The following is a 19877-nucleotide window of genomic DNA, read 5'->3' as shown; positions in this document are numbered from 1 at the left end:
TCAATTCACACGGCCGCCTGCCGTTAACGATCCTGAGCGCAGCAGCAGGACTGCCGCCGTCCACAGGAACACCTCACCCATCCCATGTCCGAAGGCCTCGCCACCGATTCGCATCCCGACGCCTCCACCGAAGAGGTCGACGACAAGTACCTGCTGCGCAATCCCCGGCAGATCAGGCGACTGCTCAGGGCCCTGATCGACCAGCGCGCCACGCTCACCGTGCATCTGATGGGACGCGATCAATCCTTCGCCAGCGCCATCCTGGAAGTGGACGAGGACGAGGATCAGGTCCTGCTGGATGGCAGCGTCAACGAAGCCTCCAACCAGGCCGCCGAGCGTGCCGGCACCCTGCTCTGCTTCGCCCAGTTGGACCGGGTCCGGGTCCGCTTCCGGATCGAGGCACTGGATCGGATCGAGCAGAACGGCCGGACCGCCTTCCGCTTCCCACTACCCGACTCGCTGTATTACCTGCAGCGTCGGGAGTTCTACCGGCTGGAGACGCCGATCACCGAGTCCCCGACCTGCATCCTGCGCATTCCCGACTCCAGCGCGGCGGACCCGATCGAGCTGGAGGCCCGGGTGGTGGACATCAGCGGTGGTGGGCTGGCCGTCGCGCTCCCCGTCGACGTCCCCAGGCTCACCACGCATGTCACCTACCCCGAATGCCAGCTGGCCCTGCCCGACCATCAGCCGTTCTCGGTACCGCTGATGGTGTGCAGCCAGCAACGCCAGGTCCTGCCGAGCGGGGTGGAATTCCTGCGCATCGGCCTGCAGTTCGGCCAACTGCCGCGCGGGGCCGACGAGTTGATCCAGCGCTACATTTTCCGCGTGGACCGCGAGCGCACGGCCCGCAGAAACGGGGTCGCCTGACCCATGCCAGGCGCGGCGCTAAAGTCACGCCCGACCCGGCCGATGTTGCTTGTGAGCAATCCAGCCAAGACCGACCACATCCCTTTCAATCGCCTGTGGAGCGACCCATGAACGACAAGCTTTCCGACGCCGCGAGTGGCGGCGAATTTCTCAGCTTCGCCCTGGGCGAGGAGCACTACGGCGTGGACATCCTCAAGGTCCAGGAAATCCGTGGCTACGACCAGGTCACCCGCGTACCGGACGCGCCGGACTACATCAAGGGCGTGATCAACCTGCGCGGCACCATCGTCCCGGTGATCGACCTGCGCCTGAAGTTGCGCCTGAAGGAAGCCCGCTACGACGCCTTCACCGTGATGATCGTGCTCAACGTCGAGGACCGCGTGGTCGGCATCGTCGTGGACAGCGTCTCGGACGTGATCCCGCTGAAGGAAGAGCAGATCCGCCCCACCCCCGAGTTCGGCGCCGCCGTCGATACCCGCTTCATCAGCGGGATCGGCACCCAGGACGACCGCATGCTGATCCTGCTGGATATCGAGACCCTGCTGGATAGCGCCGACCTGGTGCACGCCCCGGTCGACGAAGCCGCCTGATCCTGCACCGACCCGCCTCGACACGAACGGCCGCCGGCACCCCCGGCGGCCTTTTTCATTTCGGATCACGCAAACGCCAAGTGGATCACCTTTTGTCCTATTAAGAAGCTCACGGTTTTGCCGATAGCCATTCAGTCGCCGGTCGGACAACACGTCCCGCCACTCGCCCTGACTGACTCTTACGGAGAACGCCAACATGAAGTCACTGCTCTGCCTGGTCCCCCTGACCCTGCTGTCCGCCCTTCCCGCCCAGACCTTCGCCCAGGCACAGGAAATGATCCCGGCCGAGGTCGCAACCCGTTACATCGGCAAGGACGGCATGGTCTGCGGACACGTCGAGAAGGCCAAGTACGCCCAGAACTCCGAGGGTGAGCCGACCTTCCTGTACATGGGCGGCGCCTTCCCGCGCCACAAGTTCTCCGCCCGCATCGCCGGCGCCGATCGCGCCAAGTTCGGCTTCGCGCCCGAGACGCTGGAAGGCAAGGACATCTGCGTCATCGGCAAGATCCAGCGCGATAGCGCACGCGCCGAGATCGAAGTCAGCTCGCCCTCCGAGCTGAAGCTGGCCACGATCAAGTAATCCAAGTCCCGGCACGATCCCACGGCGGCTCCAGGCACCGTGGGGTTTCGGTGAATGGCCTGGCGACCTACAAGGAACGGATCGATGCAGTGGATCAAAGACCTCAAACTGAAACCCAAGCTGATGATCGCCTTCGGCCTGGTGCTCGCGCTCATGCTGGTACAGGGCGTCGCCTCGTACTTCGGCATGCGCTCCATCAACAGCGTCGCCGGTGAGCTGAGCGACATGACCGTCCCCAGCGTGCGCGCCGCGGGCGAGATGCGCAGCCTGATCGGCGAGTACCGCAATGTCAGCTACCAGGCCCTGATCCGCAGCAGCGAGACGGTCAAGCAGGAAGCCAAGGCCCGCAAGCTTGTCATCGAAGCCACCTTGGACAAGCTGCTCAAGGCCTATCCGAAGAACATCGCCAACGACCACGAACGTGCGATGTACAACAAGATCGTGGCCGACTGGAAGAAAACGCGCGCGTCCTACGCCTCGGTCAGCGAAATGGTCGAACTGGACCTGCTCGATGATGCGATCGACAGCTTCATCGGCGACAACCAGAAGGCACATGCCGAGCTGGTCTCGGACATCGATACCCTGATCGCGGAGAACGACCGCCAGGCCAGCGAAGCGAGGGACCAGGCGCAGTCGTCCTATCACACCGCCAGCGCCCTGGTCTTCGTGCTCTTGGGCGCCAGTGTCCTGGGCGGACTGACCCTGGCCTGGCTGATCGCCCGCTCCCTGGCGAACTCCATGGGCGGCGCGGTGAAGATCGCCAACCAGGTTGCGTCCGGCGACCTGGACAGCAGGATCGTCACCGACCGTCGCGACGAGATCGGCGAACTGCTGAACGCCCTGCAGCGCATGCAGAAAGACCTGCGCGAGCGCATCGAGCGTGACCAGGCGATCGCCGGCGAGAACCTGCGCATCCGCACCGCGCTGGACAGCTCCTCCAACCCGACCTTCATCACCGACGACCAGCGCGCCATCATCTACGCCAACGCCGCCTTCCTGAAGAATGTCAGTGAGCACCAGGACAATCTGCGCCAGGCCGCACCCGAGTTCGATGCCAAGGCCGTGATCGGCAAGCAGCTGTCGTATTTCGGCCTGTCCCAGCGCACGGTCGAGCAGACCGTGGCCGAACTCGAACGCAGTGGTGTGGCACAGACCGAAGAGCGTCTGGGCGACGGCGTGTTCAACCTGGTGGTGACCGCCATCCGCAACGAACAGGGCCAATGGACCGGTGATGTCTGCGAGTGGCGCGACCGCACCATCGAAGCCCAGGTCGAGGACGAAGTGGCCCGCATCGTGCGTGCGGCCGCAGCCGGCGACCTGAGCGGCCGCGTGGACGCCAACGGCAAGCATGGCTTCTTCCTGCAGTTGGCCCAGCAGCTCAATGGCCTGCTGGATGCCAACGCCGCCAGCATCGATCAGATCTCCACCCTGCTGTCCGCCCTGTCCAGCGGTGACCTGACCGTGCGCATGGAAGGCGACTTCCAAGGGGTCTTCGCGCGCATGCGTGACGATGCCAATGCCACCGCCGACCAGTTGGCCGACATCGTGGGCCGGATCAAGCACTCCTCCACGGCAATCAACACCGCCGCCGGTGAGATCGCCGCCGGCAACAGTGACCTGTCGGTCCGTACCGAGCAGCAGGCGGCCAACCTGGAGGAGACCGCCGCTTCGATGGAGGAACTGACCTCCACGGTCAGGCAGAACGCCGAGAGCGCCCGCCAGGCCAACCAGCTGGCCGTCGGCGCCGCCGACGTGGCCTCCAAGGGCGGCGCGGTGGTCGGTCAAGTGGTCACCACCATGTCCGACATCGAGACCTCCTCCAAGAAGATCGCCGAGATCATCTCGGTCATCGACGGCATCGCCTTCCAGACCAACATCCTGGCGCTCAATGCCGCGGTGGAGGCCGCCCGCGCCGGCGAACAGGGCCGCGGCTTTGCCGTGGTCGCCTCCGAGGTGCGCACCCTGGCCCAGCGTTCGGCCAATGCCGCCAAGGAGATCAAGGGCCTGATCGACGATTCGGTGAGCAAGGTGGCCAACGGCTCGGCCCTGGTCGACCAGGCTGGCAAGACCATGGGCGAGATCGTGAACAGCGTGCAGCGCGTGACCGACATCATGGCCGAGATCGCGGCGGCCTCGCAGGAGCAGTCCTCGGGCATCGAGCAGGTCAACCTGACCATCACCCAGATGGACGAGACCACTCAGCAGAACGCCGCCCTGGTCGAGGAAGCCACCGCCGCGGCGCGCTCGATGGAAGAGCAGGCCGGGCACCTGGCCGAAGCGGTCTCGGTCTTCCGCCTCGACGCCGCCGATACCCAGCCCGAACCGGCCCCCACCAACGTGGTCCCGCACACCGCCGTGCGCAAGCCCAAGGCGGCCGCGCCGAAGGGCAAGCAGGCGGCGACCAAGGCCAGGACGCGTGAGGTGACCAGCCAGCCAGCGCTGGCCGAGGGGAACTGGGAAGAGTTCTAAGCCCTGGCGGCCCGTCCCACCTCCAACACGCCCCGGCTCTCGAGCCGGGGCGTGTTGCGTTGACGGCCAGGCGATTGTCCTCAAGAAGCACCGGGTGGCCGCCGATACCAAGTACAACCCGATCGCCGAGCATCACCATGGCTGCAGCCTCCCCCGCTTCACCGGAATCGCGTGAATTCGACTTCTCGGACAAGGACTTCCGACGGGTCAGCGAGCTGATCTACAAACGCGTGGGCATCGCCCTGGCCCCGGCCAAGCGCGACATGGTCTACGGCCGGCTGTCGCGACGCCTGCGCGCGCTGGGGCTGCGCTCGTTCAAGGATTACCTGGACCAGCTGGAGTCCGGTGGCGACGAGCAGGAGTGGGAATCCTTCACCAACGCCCTGACCACCAACCTGACCTCGTTCTTCCGCGAGCCGCACCATTTCGAGAAGCTCCGTCAGGACCTGCAGGCCCGCGGCACCGCCGCCGGTCAGCTCAAGCTGTGGTCGTGCGCGGCCTCCACCGGCGAGGAGCCCTACTCGATCGCCATCACCGCCTGCGAGGCCTTCGGCACCCTGACCCCCCCGGTGCGCATCCTGGCGACCGACGTGGACACCCAGGTGCTGGACACCGCCTCGCGCGGGGTCTATGCCATGGAGCGCATCTCCTCCCTGGACGATGCGACCAAGCGTCGCTATTTCCAGCGCGGCAGCGGCCCCAACGAAGGCAAGTGCCGGGTCATCCCCGAGCTGCGCCAGCTGATCGATTTCCGCCCGCTCAACCTGCTGGCCCCGCGCTATGACGTGGGCGGCCCGTTCGTCTCGCTGTTCTGCCGCAACGTGATGATCTACTTCGACAAGCCGACCCAGCACGGGATTCTCTCGCGCCTGATCACGCACATGGCCGACGACGGCCTGCTCTATACCGGACATTCTGAGAACTACCTGCACGCGGCCGACCTCATCCAACCATGCGGCCGCACGCTGTATCGCCGCGCCAAGCGCGCGAGTGCCTCATGAGCAGCGTCGCCCACTCGCTGGACGCGGTCATGCGGTATCACGACACGCGCTTCCAGACCATGGCCGCCAAGCTGTTGCCCACCCAGTACCTGGTGGTCGACGACGATACGGCCCTGACCACCATCCTGGGGTCCTGCGTGGCGGCATGCCTGCGCGATCCGCTGCTCAAGATCGGCGGCATGAACCACTTCCTGCTGCCCGAGGGCCAGGTCGGCGACGGCGCACCGGCGCGCTACGGCAGCTACGCCATGGAGCTGTTGATCAACGACCTGCTCAAGCGCGGCGCCAACCGCAGCCGGCTGGAGGCCAAGGTCTTCGGGGGCGCCAACGTGCTCAAGGGCTTCACCAGCAACCCGGTGGGCACGCGCAACGCCGAGTTCGTACGCCAGTACCTGCAGGCCGAACGCATCCCGGTCGTCGCCGAGGACCTGTGCGGCATCCATCCGCGCAAGATCTGGTTCTTCCCGGCCACCGGGCGGGTCGTGGTGCAGAAGCTGCCACATGCTCACGAAGCCGAGGTTGCCGCCACCGAATCGGCCGTGCGTGCCAGCCTGTCCAAGGCGCCGGTCACCGGCGGCGTGGAGTTGTTCCAATGACCCTACAAGCTCCCATCCGCGTGCTGGTGGTCGACGACTCGGCCGTGGTGCGCCAGATCCTCACCGAGATCCTCTCCCGCGACATCGGCATCGAGGTGGTCGGCGCGGCCTCCGACCCGCTGATCGCTCGCGACAAGATCAAGCAGCTCAACCCGGACGTCATCACCCTCGACGTCGAAATGCCGCGCATGGACGGACTGGCGTTCCTGGAGAACCTCATGCGCCTGCGGCCCACGCCGGTGGTGATGATCTCCTCGCTGACCGAGCGCGGCGCGGACACTACGCTGCAGGCCCTGGCCCTGGGCGCGGTGGACTTCGTCTCCAAGCCCAAGCTCGACGTGGCGCGCGGACTGGAAGGGTACGCCGAGGAAATCGTCGCCAAGGTCAAGATCGCGGCCAAGGCCCGGGTCCAGGCCCTGACCCGATCCGCGCCCAAGCAGACCCTGGGGCCGGCCGCCCCGGTAACGCGCCCCGCCTTCCGCACGACCGATCGTCTGATTGCCATTGGCGCCTCGGCCGGTGGCACCGAGGCTTTGCGTGTGGTGCTAGAGATGATGCCCGCCGATGCGCCCGCCGTGGTCCTGACCCAGCACCTGCCGGCCAGCTTCAGCACGGCCTTTGCCGAGCGCCTGGACCGCCATTCGGCCATGTCCGTGCGTGAGGCCACCGATGGCGAAGCCATCCTGCCCGGCCATGCCTATCTGCCGCCTGGCGGAAAGCATCTGCGCATCATCCGTGACGGTGCCCGCTGGCGCTGCCGCATCGATGATGGCGACCCGGTGAACCGGCACAAGCCGGCGGTCGACGTCCTGTTCCGCTCGGTCGCGCAAAACGCCGCCGGCAACGCGGTTGGCGCGATCCTGACCGGCATGGGCGACGATGGCGCGCGCGGCCTGCTGGAGATGCGCGAAGCCGGCGCCCCCACCCTGGTCCAGGACGAGGCCACCAGCGTGGTGTGGGGCATGCCGGGCGCCGCCTTCAAGCTGGGCGCCGCGCAGGAAGTCGTCCCCCTGGAACGCGTCGCAGAACGCTTACTGGCGTTGTCCGGCCAGGGCAAATGAACGCAGATCCGCCGCCTGGCCCAGCGGACCGCGCTGCCCAAGCAGCGTCGTCGACCGCACCGGGCCAAGCGGCGGGATCAATTCCGGCAGCGACCACGACTCTGCTCGCCGACGCGCTACAGCGCGCCGACAGCGCCATGATCATCACCGATCCTCAGTCTCGGATCGTCCACGTCAACGACGGCTTTACCCGCATGTTTGGCTATGGCCTGGACGAGGTCATCGGCCGCCGGCCCTCGGACTTCCTGGCCCGGACGCACAGCGATCCGGAGATCCAGCAACTGCGGGATCGGGCCGACCGGCTGCTGGCCACCCAGTCCGACGTGCTGCTGCACGACAAGGATGGCCGCTCATTGTGGACCTCGGTGGTGTTCAACCCGTTTACCGATGCCGACGGCAGGGCCACCTACTACATTGCGGTGCTGACCGAGATCACCGAGGCCAAGCTGCATGAAGTCCTGCATCGCAGCGTGCTGGCCGCGCTCATGCACGACAAGCCGATGACCGAGGTCATGACGATCATCTGCCGGGAGCTCGAGCGGGTCGCGCCGTCGCTGATGAGCTCGGTGATCGCCGTGGACCAGGACGGCCAACTGCAGACCCTGGCGGCCAACGGCCTGCCCCTCGACTACGCCGTGCGCGTGGATGGCTCCAAGGCCGGGCCGAACGCAGGTGCTTGCGGCACCGCGGCCTGGCGCGGGCGAACGGTCGTCGTGGAGGACACCCTCACCAGCCCGCTGTTCCGCGACTATCGGTTCGTGGCCGAGGATTTCGGACTGCGGGCCTGCTGGTCCAGCCCGATCAAGTCCGCCTCCGGTCGCGTGCTTGGCACCTTCGCCTTCTACTACCGGCAACCGCGCAAGCCCGACCCGTGGCACGTGAAGCTGGCCGAGATCTGCATGCATCTGTGTTCGCTGGCGCTGGAGCGCGAGCAGTACCGCACGCGCATGCACAAGCTGGCCTTCTACGACGCACTGACCGGACTGCCCAATCGGATGATGTTCTGCGCCCGGGCCGAGCAGATGCTGGTCAGCGCCGAACAGGAGCAACAAGCGCTGGCGCTGCTGTTCCTCGACATCGACCGTTTCAAGCGCGTCAACGAGACCCAAGGCCACGCTGCCGGCGACGGCCTGCTGCGCGACCTGGCCAGTCGCATCGGCGCCTCGCTGGGCCAGGCGGACCTGATTGGACGCCAGGCAGCCGATGAATTCGTCATCGCCCTGCCCGGCTGCCCGGCCGAACATGCGGCCGGCGTCGCCGAACGACTCCTGGCCTGCGTGTCCGAACCCTGCGCGGTCGGCCACATGAGCTTTTCGCCCAGCGCCAGCATCGGCGTGGCGGTCTATCCCGGCGACGGGCAGGACATCGACACGCTCATGCGTCATGCCGATCTGGCCATGCACCGGAGCAAGGCCGAGGGCGGCGGCAACGTGCGCTTCTTCAGTGCCGACATGAACCGCCTGGCCCAGGAGCGCGTGGCGCTCGAAGCCGCCTTGCGCGATGCCCTGCGCCGCGACCAGCTCGAACTGTATTACCAGCCGCAGCTGAGCAGCACCGCACCGCATGCCCTGCTTGGCGCGGAGGTGTTGCTGCGCTGGACCCATCCCGACCTTGGGCCGATCCCGCCGGGCCGCTTCATCCCCATGGCCGAAGAATGCGGACTGATCTGCGAGGTCGGACGCTGGGTCCTGACCAATGCCTGCCGCCAGATGGGCCAATGGCGCGCACGTGGCGTGCCGGTGCCGCACGTGGCCGTCAATCTGTCGGCCGTCAGCTTCGAGGATCCGTGCCTGATCGACCGCGTACAGGCGCTGCTGCGCCAGCACGCCCTGGCGCCGAGCGACCTGGTTCTGGAAATGACCGAAAGCGTGATGCTCTCTCCGCTGCCGATGGTGCTCAGCAATCTGGAATCCATCAAGGCCGCCGGGATCTCGCTGTCGCTGGACGACTTCGGCACCGGCTATTCCAGCCTGAGTCACCTGCATCGCCTGCCCATCGACGAGCTCAAGCTGGACATGAGCTTCGTCCATGATCTGGAGCGCAGCCAGTCCGCGCTCAATCTGACCCAGTCGATCCTGCGCATCGGCGAGAGCCTGGGCAAGCGCGTGGTGGCCGAAGGCGTGGAAACCCAGGCCCAGTCCGACCTGCTGGCCAAGTTGGGCTGCAAAGTGCTGCAGGGCTTCCTGTTCTCCAAGCCGCTGCCGGCCGCCGCGCTGGAGACCTGGATCAGCGACCGCACTGCCTGATCGGACACCACCGGTCACGGCGAGGAAAAGCCGGCTTGCCCCGACTTCGGGAAGCTGAAGATGCGCAGCCAGACCGGCTTCACCGCCTCGTCGGAGGCCCCAGGCGACCGGTACACAGCGCTTCTCACGACCAAACCATCGCCTCTCCGGACGACCTCCTGTGTTGTAGAGCGGAGCCCGCTCCGCTGCTCTGCGATCGGGGCACAGGAAAAGCGCCCAGCCCAACAAGCGCCCCGAGGAAAGCCCCAGCGGAGCGAGCTCCGCGCTACACATGCCCGCTGGGACCGCGCCGCGAGTGGTAGAGCGGAGCTTGCTCCGCTGCTCCACGATCGGGGCGCAGGGAAGGCGCTTGGCCGAGCAAGCGCCCGGAGGAAAGCCCTAGCGGAGCGAGCTCCGCGCTACACATGCCCGCTGGGGCCGCGCTGCGAGCCAGAAGCCAGATCAAGGCAACAGGCCAAGGGCCAAGCATCATCCGAACGGCAGAAGTCCCATGAAAAAGCCCGGCTTGCGCCGGGCTCTTCGTTTAGCACTTCAACCTGGATCAGGCGGCGGTCTTCTCGCCGGCCTTGTAGTCCTCGATCTGGTCGAAGTTCATATAGCGGTAGATATCGGCACTGCTGGCATCCAGCACACCGATGTCAGCCATGTACTCGGCCTTGGTCGGAATGCGGCCAAGGCGCGAGCAGATCGCGGCCAGTTCGGCCGAGCCCAGGTACACGTTGGAATTGCGGCCCAGACGGTTGGGGAAGTTGCGCGTCGAGGTGGAGAACACCGTCGCGCCCTCCTTTACCTGCGCCTGGTTGCCCATGCATAGCGAGCAGCCCGGCATCTCCATGCGCGCGCCGGCGGTGCCGAAGGTGCCGTAATGGCCTTCCTTGGTCAGCTCGGCGGCATCCATCTTGGTCGGCGGGGCGACCCACAGCTTGGTCGGGATGTCGCGCTTGCCTTCCAGCAGCTTGGAGGCGGCACGGAAGTGGCCGATGTTGGTCATGCATGAGCCGATGAAGACTTCATCGATCTTGGCGCCGGCCACCTCGGACAGGGTCTTCACGTCGTCCGGGTCGTTCGGGCAGGCCAGGATCGGCTCGTGCACGTCGGCCAGGTCGATCTCGATGACCGCCGCGTACTCGGCGTCCTCGTCGCCCTTGAGCAACTGCGGGTCGGCCAGCCATTCCTTCATCTTGTCGATGCGGCGCTGCAGGCTGCGGGGATCCTTGTAGCCCTGCTCGATCATCCAGCTCAACAGCGTGATGTTGCTGTTGAGGTATTCGATGATCGGCTCCTTGTTGAGGTGCACCGTGCAACCGGCGGCCGAGCGCTCGGCCGAGGCATCAGAGAGCTCGAACGCCTGTTCGACCTTCAGGTCCGGCAGGCCCTCGATCTCCAGGATGCGACCGGAGAAGATGTTCTTCTTGCCCTGCTTGGCCACGGTCAGCAGACCGGCCTTGATCGCGTACAACGGAATCGCATTGACCAGGTCACGCAGGGTCACGCCCGGCTGCATCTTGCCCTTGAAGCGCACCAGCACGCTCTCGGGCATGTCCAGCGGCATCACGCCAGTCGCGGCGGCGAAGGCCACCAGGCCCGAGCCAGCCGGGAACGAGATGCCCACCGGGAAACGGGTATGCGAGTCGCCACCGGTGCCGACGGTATCGGGCAGCAGCATGCGGTTGAGCCAGCTGTGGATCACGCCGTCACCCGGGCGCAGCGAGATGCCGCCGCGGGTGGAGATGAACTCAGGCAGGGTGTGGTGGGTCTTGACGTCCACCGGCTTGGGATACGCGGCGGTGTGGCAGAACGACTGCATGACCAGGTCGGCCGAGAAGCCCAGGCAGGCCAGGTCCTTCAGCTCGTCGCGGGTCATCGGGCCGGTGGTGTCCTGCGAACCGACCGAGGTCATCTTCGGCTCGCAGTAGGTGCCCGGGCGCACGCCCTGGCCTTCCGGCAGGCCGATTGCGCGGCCCACCATCTTCTGCGCCAGCGAGAAGCCCTTGCCGCTGTCGGCCGGCTGCTGCGGCAGGCGGAACAGGTCGGTCGCCGGCAGGCCCAGGGCCTCGCGCGCCTTGGCGGTCAGGCCACGGCCGACGATGAGCGGGATGCGGCCACCGGCGCGCACCTCATCGAACAGCACCTCGGACTTGACCTTGAACTCGGCAATGACCTGGCCATTCTTCAGCGCCTTGCCCTCGTACGGACGCAGTTCGATCACATCGCCCTGCTCCATCTGCGACACATCCAGCTCGATCGGCAGCGCACCGGCGTCTTCCATGGTGTTGTAGAAGATCGGGGCGATCTTGGAGCCCAGGCACACGCCGCCGAAGCGCTTGTTCGGGATGTAGGGGATGTCCTGCCCGGTCCACCACAGCACCGAGTTGGTGGCCGACTTGCGCGAGGAGCCGGTGCCGACCACGTCGCCGACGTAGGCGACCAGGTGGCCCTTGTTCTTCAGGTCGGCGATGGCCTGGATCGGGCCGCGCTTGCCGTCTTCTTCCGGCACGAACGGGGCGCCGTCGCGCTTGTTCTTCAGCATCGCCAGGGCGTGCATCGGGATGTCCGGCCGCGTGGTGGCATCCGGGGCCGGCGACAGGTCGTCGGTGTTGGTTTCGCCCGGCACCTTGAACACCGTCAGGGTCATGGACTGCGGCACTTCCGGCTTGCTGGTGAACCATTCGGCATCGGCCCAGCTGCGCAGCACGGCCTGGGCGTTGACGTTGCCGGCGTCGACCTTTTCCTTGACGTCGTGGAAGGCGTCGAACACCAGCAGGGTCTGCTTGAGGCCGTCGGCGGCGATGGCGCCGACCTCGGCGTCATCCAGCAGTTCGACCAGCGGATGCACGTTGTAACCGCCGAGCATGGTGCCCAGCAGTTCGGTCGCGCGTGCGCGGCTGATCAACTCGCTCTTTTCGGTACCGAAGGCGATGGCGGCCAGGTAGCTGGCCTTGACCTTGGCGGCATCGTCCACGCCGGCCGGCACGCGATGGGTGAGCAGGTCGACCAGGAATTCGGCCTCGCCGGCCGGCGGGGCCTTGAGCAGTTCGATGACCTCGGCGGTCTGCTGCGCGGTCAGCGGCAGCGGCGGGATGCCCAGCGCGGCGCGCTCGGCAACGTGGTGGCGATAGGCTTCCAACATGGTCAACTCCCGGGAGTACGGTTTGAAATGGATGAGTCAGGCCTGCGGCACGATCAGGCGCAGGCCCTTGAAGTAGTCGCGATAGAACGGCTGGCTGTAGGTGATCAGGGCGTCGCACTGCAACAGCGCATGCGCCCCGACCAGGAAATCCGGCAGGGTCTGCGGGCCGCCGCCGCGCTGGCGGTAGCGGCGTTGCATTTCGCCCGCGCGCAGGGCCGATTTGGACTCCAGCGCATTGAAATGGATGCCCATCTCCTCCAGCACGCCCAACGCTTCGGCGCCGTTGCGCAGTGCGCCGCAGACCTCGGCCAGGGCGACATCGCAGAGCACGACCCGCCCGTTGGCCAGGCACTGGCGCAGGCAGGCCTCGACGGCATCGGCCTGCGGCCCATTGGTCAGCAGGTCGACCAGGACGGGGGAATCGATGGCGATCACGGCGCGCGGTGATCCGGATCAGGATTTGGACGAGGCGCGACTGGCGCGCACGGCGGCCTCGGGCGATTCGAAACCATCCAGGGCAAAACGCCCGCGTGCCTTGGAGATGGCGTCATCCACGCTCTTGCGCAGCACGATGCGGCTGCCGTCCAGTTCGACTTTCAGCAGCGTCCCCTTGGTCAGGCCCAGCGCATCGCGCACGGCCTTGGGCAGGGTGATCTGGCCGCGTTCGGCGACGGTGGCTTCCATGGCGGACCCCTTGAAGTATGCATGAATTATACATACTTCCATTGCCGTACCGCCAACGAGGTCCGAGCACGCAACCACTATCCTGTCACCTCGCGGGCGTCACACTGACGCGATTGCAGCATCGGTCAGCCAGAGCCGGCACCGCGCCGGCACACGTCACATCGAGCACCAAGGAGCCAACCCATGAGCGATTCCTTCAAGACCCAGACCACGCTGGACGTGGGCGGGACGTCCTACACCTATTTCAGCCTGCCCACCCTGGGCAAGCAGTTCGACATCACCCGCCTGCCCTACTCCATGAAGATCCTCCTGGAGAACCTGCTGCGCGGCGAGGATGGCGTCAGCGTCACGCCCGAGCACATCGAGGCGGTGGCCAAGTGGGACCCGAAGGCCGAGCCGGACACCGAAATCGCCTTCATGCCGGCACGCGTGGTGCTGCAGGATTTCACCGGCGTGCCCTGCGTCGTCGACCTGGCCGCCATGCGTGACGCGGTGGTCAAGCTGGGCGGCCAGGCCGAGCAGATCAATCCGCAGATTCCGTCCGAGCTGGTGATCGACCACTCGGTGCAGGTCGACGTGTTCGGCAAGCCCGATGCGCTGGACCTCAACGGCAAGATCGAGTTCAAGCGCAATGCCGAGCGCTATAGCTTCCTGCGCTGGGGCCAGAAGGCCTTCCACGACTTCAAGGTCGTCCCGCCGAGCACCGGCATCGTCCACCAGGTCAACCTGGAACACCTGGCCCGGGTGGTCATGACCCGTGAGGCCGACGGTGTGACCTACGCCTACCCGGACACCGTGTTCGGCACCGACTCGCACACCACCATGATCAACGGCATCGGCGTGCTGGGCTGGGGCGTGGGCGGCATCGAGGCCGAGGCCGCGATGCTGGGCCAGCCGTCTTCCATGCTGATCCCGCAGGTCGTCGGTTTCGAACTGACCGGCAAGCTGCCCGAAGGCGCCACCGCCACCGACCTGGTGCTGACCGTGACCCAGATGCTGCGCAAGCACGGGGTCGTCGGCAAGTTCGTCGAATTCTTCGGCCCCGGCCTGCAGCATCTGCCGCTGGCCGACCGCGCCACGATCGGCAACATGGCCCCCGAGTACGGCGCCACCTGTGGCATCTTCCCGGTGGACCAGGAGTCGCTGAACTACCTGCGTCTGTCCGGTCGCAGCGAGGACCAGATCGCGCTGGTCGAGGCCTATGCCAAGGCCCAGGGCCTGTGGCACGACGCCGATAGCCCGCACGCCGAGTACAGCGCCACCCTGCAGTTGGACATGGGCGAGGTGAAGCCCTCCCTGGCCGGCCCCAAGCGTCCGCAGGACCGCGTGCTGCTCAGTGACATGCAGAAGAACTTCAACGAGAGCGTCGCGCCCTTCGCCGAGGCACGCGCGAAAAAGAAGCGCGGCAGCGACGACAAGCAAGTCGAGCGCTACGCCAACGAAGGCGGCGGCGGCACGGCGGTGGGCGCCGAGGATGCCTATCGCGAATCCAGCGATGCTTCGGCCCCGGGCTGGAAGCTCAAGGACGGCTCGGTGGTCATCGCCGCCATCACCTCCTGCACCAACACCTCCAACCCGGCGGTGATGCTGGGCGCCGGCCTGCTGGCACGCAACGCGGTGGCCAAGGGCCTGAAAGCCGCGCCATGGGTCAAGACTTCGCTTGGGCCGGGCTCGCTGGTGGTCACCGACTACCTGAAGAAGGCCGGCGTGATGGAAGACCTGGAGAAGCTGGGCTTCTACCTGGTCGGCTACGGCTGCACCACCTGCATCGGCAATTCCGGCCCGCTGCCCGAAGAAGTCTCCGCGGCCATCGCTGCCGGCGACCTGGCCGTCAGCTCGGTGTTGTCGGGCAACCGCAACTTCGAGGGCCGCGTGCATCCCGAGGTCAAGATGAACTATCTGGCCTCCCCGCCGCTGGTGGTGGCCTACGCCATCGCCGGCACCACCGACATCGACCTGACCACCCAGCCACTGGGCCAAGGCGCAGACGGCAAGGACGTGTTCCTCAAGGACATCTGGCCGACCAACAAGGAGATCGGCGACTTCATCGCCAAGACGATCGGGCCGGAGATGTTCGCCAAGAACTACGCCGACGTGTTCAAGGGCGACAGCCGCTGGAACAGCATCGAATCGCCCGATGGCGGCCTGTACGAATGGGACGACGGCTCGACCTACATCAAGAACCCGCCCTACTTCGAGGGCATGTCCAAGGACTCGGGCAGCATCGACGACGTGCATGGCGCACGGGTGATGGGCCTGTTCGGTGATTCGATCACCACCGACCACATCTCCCCGGCCGGCAACATCAAGAAGGATTCGCCGGCGGGCCGCTTCCTGCAGGCGCGCGGCGTGCAGCCAGCGGACTTCAACAGCTACGGCAGCCGGCGCGGCAACGACGATGTGATGGTCCGCGGCACGTTCGCCAACATTCGCATCAAGAACCTGGTGTTCGGCGGCGAGGAAGGCGGCAACGCGCTGTACTACCCCAAGGCCGGCGGCGAGCCGGAGAAGCTGGCGATCTACGATGCGGCCATGAAGTACAAGGCCGACGGCGTGCCGCTGGTGGTCCTGGCCGGCAAGGAATACGGCACCGGGTCCTCGCGTGACTGGGCGGCCAAGGGCACCAACCTGCTGGGCATCAAGGCGGTGATCGCCGAGAGCTTCGAGCGCATCCACCGCTCCAACCTGGTGGGCATGGGCGTGCTGCCGCTGGCGTTCAAGGACGGCCAGAACGCCCAGTCCCTGGGCCTGGATGGCTCGGAAGTCATCGACGTCACCGGCCTCAAGGACGGCGCCTCCAAGAATGCGCAGGTCGTGGCGAAGAAGGCCGACGGCAGCGAAGTCAAGTTCGAGGTGCGCGTCCTGCTGCTCACGCCCAAGGAAGTCGAATACTTCCGCCACGGTGGCCTGCTGCACTACGTGCTGCGCCAGCTGGCGGCCAAAAAGGCCGCCTGACTTCGGACCCGGCGTCATCCGGCCCTCGCGCCAGCGCGAGGGCCTTCGAAGGTGCACAAAGCGCGTTGGATCGCCAACGCGCCAGCCCACCCTCCGTCACGGTCGCCTGCGCGAGGTGCCGCATCATCGGATCGAAAGTTCCTTGATCGCGCACGTCGATTTTCTCGGTTGACCGTGCGGTACGACCTCAACGGTTAAGTGCCCCGGTAATGCGGGGCGTTGGGCATGACAGGCGGCGCGAGCATGACAATTAGGTCATGCACAAAAGCGGCTAAAGCGCTCCAGCGGATTCCCATTGGGCGACGTAGAGCTTCCATTCGCCCTCGACCAGACGCCACCCGGTGGTGACCTCGTAGGCGCCGGCCTGGTCGGGCAGCAGACGGCCGGTGCCGCCGGTCAGTACCGCGCGGCAACGGACCGTCGCGTGGTCGCCCTGCAACGTCACCGCAAGCGGGCCCAAGGTGGTTCCGACCCGCGTACTGCCGAGAAAACGCAGCCGTACCAGATTGCGAAGGGCCTCGCGGTCCATCCCGCCGGGGCCGGCGAAGTCCTGCGCCACCTGCGACATCACCTCGCCGGTGTCCCGCTGCTCGATGGCCTCCTGCAGCGCCTGGACCTGGGCACGCAGCTGCGCTTCCGGCTCGGCGCGGCGGCAACCCGCGATGCCGGCCATGACGGCACACAGGGCCAACACCATTCGCAGCGGTATTGAAAGATTCCGGTTTGCGGCGCCTGCCGTTATGCTCATCAGCGTTTCAGGGGAAACGCCGGAATCCGCCGGCGGCGCCCGACCTTAACACCCTGGGAGGGGCACAGACGATGATGCAGGACCGGCCCTGGCTTGCGAGTTATCCCAATGGCGTTCCCCACGAGATCGACCTGGAGCAGTACCGCTCGGTGGTCTCGATCCTGGAGACCGCGATCGCCGACTACCGTGACCGGCCGGCCTTCTCCAACTTCGGCAAGGTCCTGACCTACGCGGACATCGACGTCTTGAGCCAGCAGATGGCCAGCTATCTGCTGCACGGGCTCAAGCTCAAGCGGGGCGACCGCGTGGCGGTCATGATGCCCAACTGCCTGCAGTACCCGATCTCGATCTTCGGCATCCTTCGTGCTGGATTGACCGTGGTCAACGTCAATCCGCTCTACACCGCGCGCGAACTGCATCATCAGCTCGAAGACGCTGGCGCGGCGGCGCTGATCGTCGTGGACAACTTCGGTGACACCGCGCAGGAGGCCCTCGCCGGCACCTCGGTCAAGCACGTGATCACCACCGGGCTGGGCGACATGCTGGGCGGGGCCAAGGGCGCGCTGGTGAACTTCGTCCTGCGCTATGTCAAGAAGATGGTGCCGGACTATGAGATCGCCGGCGCGACCCGCTTCCGCGACGCATTGGCCATGGGCAAGGCCAAGCCGCTGCCCAAGCTGGACATCCAACCCGATGACATCGCGTTCCTCCAGTACACCGGCGGCACCACCGGCGTGGCCAAGGGCGCGATGCTCACCCACCGCAATCTGGTGGCCAACATGCAGCAGGCCTCGACCTGGGTCGGCATCAAGACCAAGCCCGGCGAGGAATACATCATCACCGCGCTGCCGCTGTATCACATCTTCGCGTTGACGGCGAACTGCCTGGTCTTCATGAAGTTCGGCGGACTCAACCACCTGATCACCAACCCGCGCGACATGAAGGGCTTCGTCAAGGAGCTGTCCAAGGCCCCCTTCACTGCCATCACCGGCGTCAACACGCTGTTCAACGGCCTGCTCAACACGCCGGGGTTCGACAAGATCGATTTCAGCACCTTGCGCCTGACCCTGGGCGGCGGCATGGCCGTGCAGCACAGCGTGGCCGACCGCTGGAAGCAGGTCACCGGCGTGACCCTGATCGAGGCCTACGGCCTGACCGAGACCTCGCCCGCGGCCTGCATCAATCCGATGGACCTGGCCGACTACAACGGGTCGATTGGCCTGCCCGTCCCGTCCACCGATTGCTGCCTCAAGGATGACGAGGGCAACCTCGTCGCCGCGGGGGAGGACGCGGTGGGCGAGCTGTGCATCAAGGGCCCTCAGGTGATGAAGGGCTACTGGAACAAGCCAGAGGAAACCGCCAAGGTCATGGACGCCGAGGGCTGGCTGCACACCGGCGACATGGCCCGCATGGACGCGCGCGGCTTCTTCTACATCGTGGATCGCAAGAAGGACATGATCCTGGTGTCGGGCTTCAACGTGTACCCGAACGAGGTCGAGGACGTAGTCGCCGGCATGCCCGGCGTCCTGGAGGTCGCGGCCATTGGCGTACCGGACGAGCGCTCCGGCGAGGCGGTCAAGGTGTTCATCGTGCCCAAGCGTGCCGGCGGGCTCAGCGTGGAGGAGGTCAAGGCGTTCTGCCGCGAGAACCTGACCGGTTACAAGCAGCCACGGCACGTGGAGTTCCGCAGCGAACTGCCCAAGTCCAACGTCGGCAAGATCCTGCGCAAGGAGCTGCGCGCTCCGGCCGCCGCCGCGCACTGAACGCTTCGGCGTCGCCGCACCGGTACGGTGCGGCGACATCCAATCTCTGACGCCTAACTCATCGAGTGTGCCCGCTGCGCGCAGCGGGCGGCCAGCGCGCACCCGCAATTTAGTGACTTCTGTCACATAAAATCTGGAGGTGGCGCGAGGCGCCATAAGTCGTTGACTTCAGCGACTTTTTTGTCGCATTTAACAACTGGTTCAGGTGTAGGATCGGCTACGCCGCGACCCCCGACGTGGCCTCCTACCCCTTCGATCCCAGGAACGCCGCCATGAACAACATCGAGAAGCTCCCCCGCACCCGCGCCTACTCGACCATCCGCACCGAACTGACCCACGACGACAGCGCTCACTGGCTGTACATGCACGCCGACGCCGCCGAGGGGATCCGTCCGTGCTGCCGCCCGGAGATGCTCGATGAGATGTGGTCGTTCATGAGCCAGGTCACCCGCGCCCCCTCCCAGCGCCGCAGCGGCGAACTGCGTCACTTCGTGCTGGCGTCCGATGCCAGCGCCTACAACCTCGGCGGCGACCTGAATCTGTTCACCCAGCTCATCCGCGAGGGCAACCGCGATCGTCTGCTGTCCTACGCGCAACGCTGCGTCGAAGGGGTCCACCACCTGCATGTCGGCTTCGGCGGCGACGTGCGCAGCATCGCCCTCATCCAGGGCGACGCGCTGGGCGGCGGCCTGGAAATGGCGCTGGCCTGCCACACCATCGTGGCCGAAGAAGGCGCCGGCATGGGCCTGCCGGAAGTCCTGTTCGGCCTGTTCCCGGGCATGGGCGCCTACTCCTTCCTGTGCCGACGCGTGGCGCCGCAGGTCGCCGAAAAGATCATCCTGGAAGGCCGGGTCTACAGCGCCGAGGAAATGTACAAGCTGGGCGTGGTGGATGTGCTCGTGCCCAAGGGCCAGGGCATCGCCGCGACCGAGGAGCTGATCCGCCAGCAGCGCCGCATCCCGCACTCCTACCTGGCCATGAACCAGGCACGCAACCTCGCCCAGGCGGTTGGCTACGACGAACTGCTGGAAATCACCAAGGTCTGGGTGGAAACCGCCCTGGCACTGGGGGAGAAGTCGCTGCGCACGATGGATCGCCTGGTCAAGGCCCAGACACGTCGCGCCAGCCTCGACGCCGCCTGATGCCGGGCGGTCTGTGGAAAGGGACTTTCGGCCCGACGCGCC

General features: G+C 66.3%; 15 protein-coding genes. 11 read left to right on the top strand and 4 right to left on the bottom strand.

Annotated elements, in window-relative coordinates:
- Positions 1 to 84: 84 nt before the first annotated feature.
- The 8 genes from PJ250_RS16620 (at position 85) to PJ250_RS16585 (ending at position 9413) form a co-directional block, all read left to right on the top strand.
- The gene (locus tag PJ250_RS16620; RefSeq protein WP_271645698.1) at positions 85 to 870 is read left to right on the top strand and encodes a flagellar brake protein; all 786 of its coding nucleotides are present in this window, start codon (positions 85 to 87) and stop codon (positions 868 to 870) included.
- Positions 871 to 977: 107 nt separating this feature from the next.
- Positions 978 to 1460: a chemotaxis protein CheW gene (locus PJ250_RS16615; RefSeq protein WP_271645697.1), complete on the top strand. Its 483-nt coding sequence runs from the start codon at positions 978 to 980 to the stop codon at positions 1458 to 1460.
- Positions 1461 to 1656: 196 nt separating this feature from the next.
- A complete protein-coding gene (locus tag PJ250_RS16610; protein ID WP_271645696.1) occupies positions 1657 to 2040 on the top strand; it encodes a hypothetical protein in 384 nt (127 codons plus the stop codon).
- An 84-nt stretch (positions 2041 to 2124) separates the two neighbouring features.
- Entirely contained in the window at positions 2125 to 4509 is a 2385-nt protein-coding gene (locus PJ250_RS16605) for a methyl-accepting chemotaxis protein (protein WP_271645695.1), read from the top strand.
- Between the two features lie 137 nt (positions 4510 to 4646).
- Entirely contained in the window at positions 4647 to 5510 is an 864-nt protein-coding gene (locus PJ250_RS16600) for a CheR family methyltransferase (protein ID WP_271645694.1), read from the top strand.
- Positions 5507 to 6106 (top strand): chemoreceptor glutamine deamidase CheD, encoded by a 600-nt coding sequence (gene cheD, locus PJ250_RS16595; RefSeq protein ID WP_271645693.1) that lies wholly within the window; start codon positions 5507 to 5509, stop codon positions 6104 to 6106. Before PJ250_RS16600 ends, cheD begins: the two co-directional genes overlap by 4 nt.
- Complete coding sequence (locus PJ250_RS16590) at positions 6103 to 7167, top strand: protein-glutamate methylesterase/protein-glutamine glutaminase (protein ID WP_271645692.1); 1065 nt, start codon at positions 6103 to 6105, stop codon at positions 7165 to 7167. Before cheD ends, PJ250_RS16590 begins: the two co-directional genes overlap by 4 nt.
- Positions 7164 to 9413, top strand: coding sequence for an EAL domain-containing protein (locus tag PJ250_RS16585; RefSeq protein ID WP_271645691.1), 2250 nt, complete (start codon positions 7164 to 7166; stop codon positions 9411 to 9413). The genes PJ250_RS16590 and PJ250_RS16585 overlap by 4 nt, the downstream gene beginning before the upstream one ends.
- 541 nt (positions 9414 to 9954) lie before the next feature.
- On the opposite strand, the gene PJ250_RS16580 is transcribed toward PJ250_RS16585, so the two are convergent.
- From PJ250_RS16580 to PJ250_RS16570, 3 genes are read right to left on the bottom strand one after another with little or no spacing between them, the layout of a single operon-like run.
- Entirely contained in the window at positions 9955 to 12543 is a 2589-nt protein-coding gene (locus tag PJ250_RS16580) for a bifunctional aconitate hydratase 2/2-methylisocitrate dehydratase (RefSeq protein WP_271645690.1), read from the bottom strand.
- A 36-nt stretch (positions 12544 to 12579) separates the two neighbouring features.
- Entirely contained in the window at positions 12580 to 12978 is a 399-nt protein-coding gene (locus PJ250_RS16575) for a type II toxin-antitoxin system VapC family toxin (RefSeq protein ID WP_271645689.1), read from the bottom strand.
- Between the two features lie 18 nt (positions 12979 to 12996).
- On the bottom strand, positions 12997 to 13227 hold the full coding sequence (locus PJ250_RS16570; RefSeq protein ID WP_271645688.1) for an AbrB/MazE/SpoVT family DNA-binding domain-containing protein: 231 nt from the start codon (positions 13225 to 13227) through the stop codon (positions 12997 to 12999).
- A gap of 183 nt (positions 13228 to 13410) precedes the next feature.
- Here PJ250_RS16570 and acnA point away from each other — a divergent pair, with 183 nt between their 5' ends.
- On the top strand, positions 13411 to 16182 hold the full coding sequence (acnA, locus tag PJ250_RS16565; protein ID WP_271645687.1) for an aconitate hydratase AcnA: 2772 nt from the start codon (positions 13411 to 13413) through the stop codon (positions 16180 to 16182).
- 271 nt (positions 16183 to 16453) lie between these two features.
- On the opposite strand, the gene PJ250_RS16560 is transcribed toward acnA, so the two are convergent.
- Positions 16454 to 16855 carry a YybH family protein gene (locus tag PJ250_RS16560; RefSeq protein ID WP_271645686.1) on the bottom strand — a complete coding sequence of 134 codons (402 nt, stop codon included), beginning with the start codon at positions 16853 to 16855 and terminating at the stop codon, positions 16454 to 16456.
- A gap of 146 nt (positions 16856 to 17001) precedes the next feature.
- Here PJ250_RS16560 and PJ250_RS16555 point away from each other — a divergent pair, with 146 nt between their 5' ends.
- Both PJ250_RS16555 and PJ250_RS16550 read left to right on the top strand, forming a co-directional pair.
- The gene (locus PJ250_RS16555) at positions 17002 to 18693 is read left to right on the top strand and encodes an AMP-binding protein (protein ID WP_271645685.1); all 1692 of its coding nucleotides are present in this window, start codon (positions 17002 to 17004) and stop codon (positions 18691 to 18693) included.
- 272 nt (positions 18694 to 18965) lie between these two features.
- Complete coding sequence (locus PJ250_RS16550; RefSeq protein WP_271645684.1) at positions 18966 to 19835, top strand: crotonase/enoyl-CoA hydratase family protein; 870 nt, start codon at positions 18966 to 18968, stop codon at positions 19833 to 19835.
- The last annotated feature ends 42 nt before the right edge of the window (positions 19836 to 19877 follow it).

The organism is Pseudoxanthomonas sp. JBR18 (assembly GCF_028198165.1).
Lineage (GTDB): Bacteria > Pseudomonadota > Gammaproteobacteria > Xanthomonadales > Xanthomonadaceae > Pseudoxanthomonas_A.
The sequence above is the reverse complement of the archived record's forward strand: the minus strand, read 5'-3'. Positions and strand labels throughout refer to the sequence as shown.

What these genes read in the sequence shown, in the direction of transcription:
- PJ250_RS16620 (WP_271645698.1), top strand. Translation starts at nt 85, where the DNA reads ATGTCCGAAGGCCTCGCCACCGATTCGCATCCCGACGCCTCCACCGAA.
- PJ250_RS16615 (WP_271645697.1), top strand. Translation starts at nt 978, where the DNA reads ATGAACGACAAGCTTTCCGACGCCGCGAGTGGCGGCGAATTTCTCAGC.
- PJ250_RS16610 (WP_271645696.1), top strand. Translation starts at nt 1,657, where the DNA reads ATGAAGTCACTGCTCTGCCTGGTCCCCCTGACCCTGCTGTCCGCCCTT.
- PJ250_RS16605 (WP_271645695.1), top strand. Translation starts at nt 2,125, where the DNA reads ATGCAGTGGATCAAAGACCTCAAACTGAAACCCAAGCTGATGATCGCC.
- PJ250_RS16600 (WP_271645694.1), top strand. Translation starts at nt 4,647, where the DNA reads ATGGCTGCAGCCTCCCCCGCTTCACCGGAATCGCGTGAATTCGACTTC.
- cheD (WP_271645693.1), top strand. Translation starts at nt 5,507, where the DNA reads ATGAGCAGCGTCGCCCACTCGCTGGACGCGGTCATGCGGTATCACGAC.
- PJ250_RS16590 (WP_271645692.1), top strand. Translation starts at nt 6,103, where the DNA reads ATGACCCTACAAGCTCCCATCCGCGTGCTGGTGGTCGACGACTCGGCC.
- PJ250_RS16585 (WP_271645691.1), top strand. Translation starts at nt 7,164, where the DNA reads ATGAACGCAGATCCGCCGCCTGGCCCAGCGGACCGCGCTGCCCAAGCA.
- PJ250_RS16580 (WP_271645690.1), bottom strand. Translation starts at nt 12,543, where the DNA reads ATGTTGGAAGCCTATCGCCACCACGTTGCCGAGCGCGCCGCGCTGGGC.
- PJ250_RS16570 (WP_271645688.1), bottom strand. Translation starts at nt 13,227, where the DNA reads ATGGAAGCCACCGTCGCCGAACGCGGCCAGATCACCCTGCCCAAGGCC.
- acnA (WP_271645687.1), top strand. Translation starts at nt 13,411, where the DNA reads ATGAGCGATTCCTTCAAGACCCAGACCACGCTGGACGTGGGCGGGACG.
- PJ250_RS16560 (WP_271645686.1), bottom strand. Translation starts at nt 16,855, where the DNA reads ATGGCCGGCATCGCGGGTTGCCGCCGCGCCGAGCCGGAAGCGCAGCTG.
- PJ250_RS16555 (WP_271645685.1), top strand. Translation starts at nt 17,002, where the DNA reads ATGATGCAGGACCGGCCCTGGCTTGCGAGTTATCCCAATGGCGTTCCC.
- PJ250_RS16550 (WP_271645684.1), top strand. Translation starts at nt 18,966, where the DNA reads ATGAACAACATCGAGAAGCTCCCCCGCACCCGCGCCTACTCGACCATC.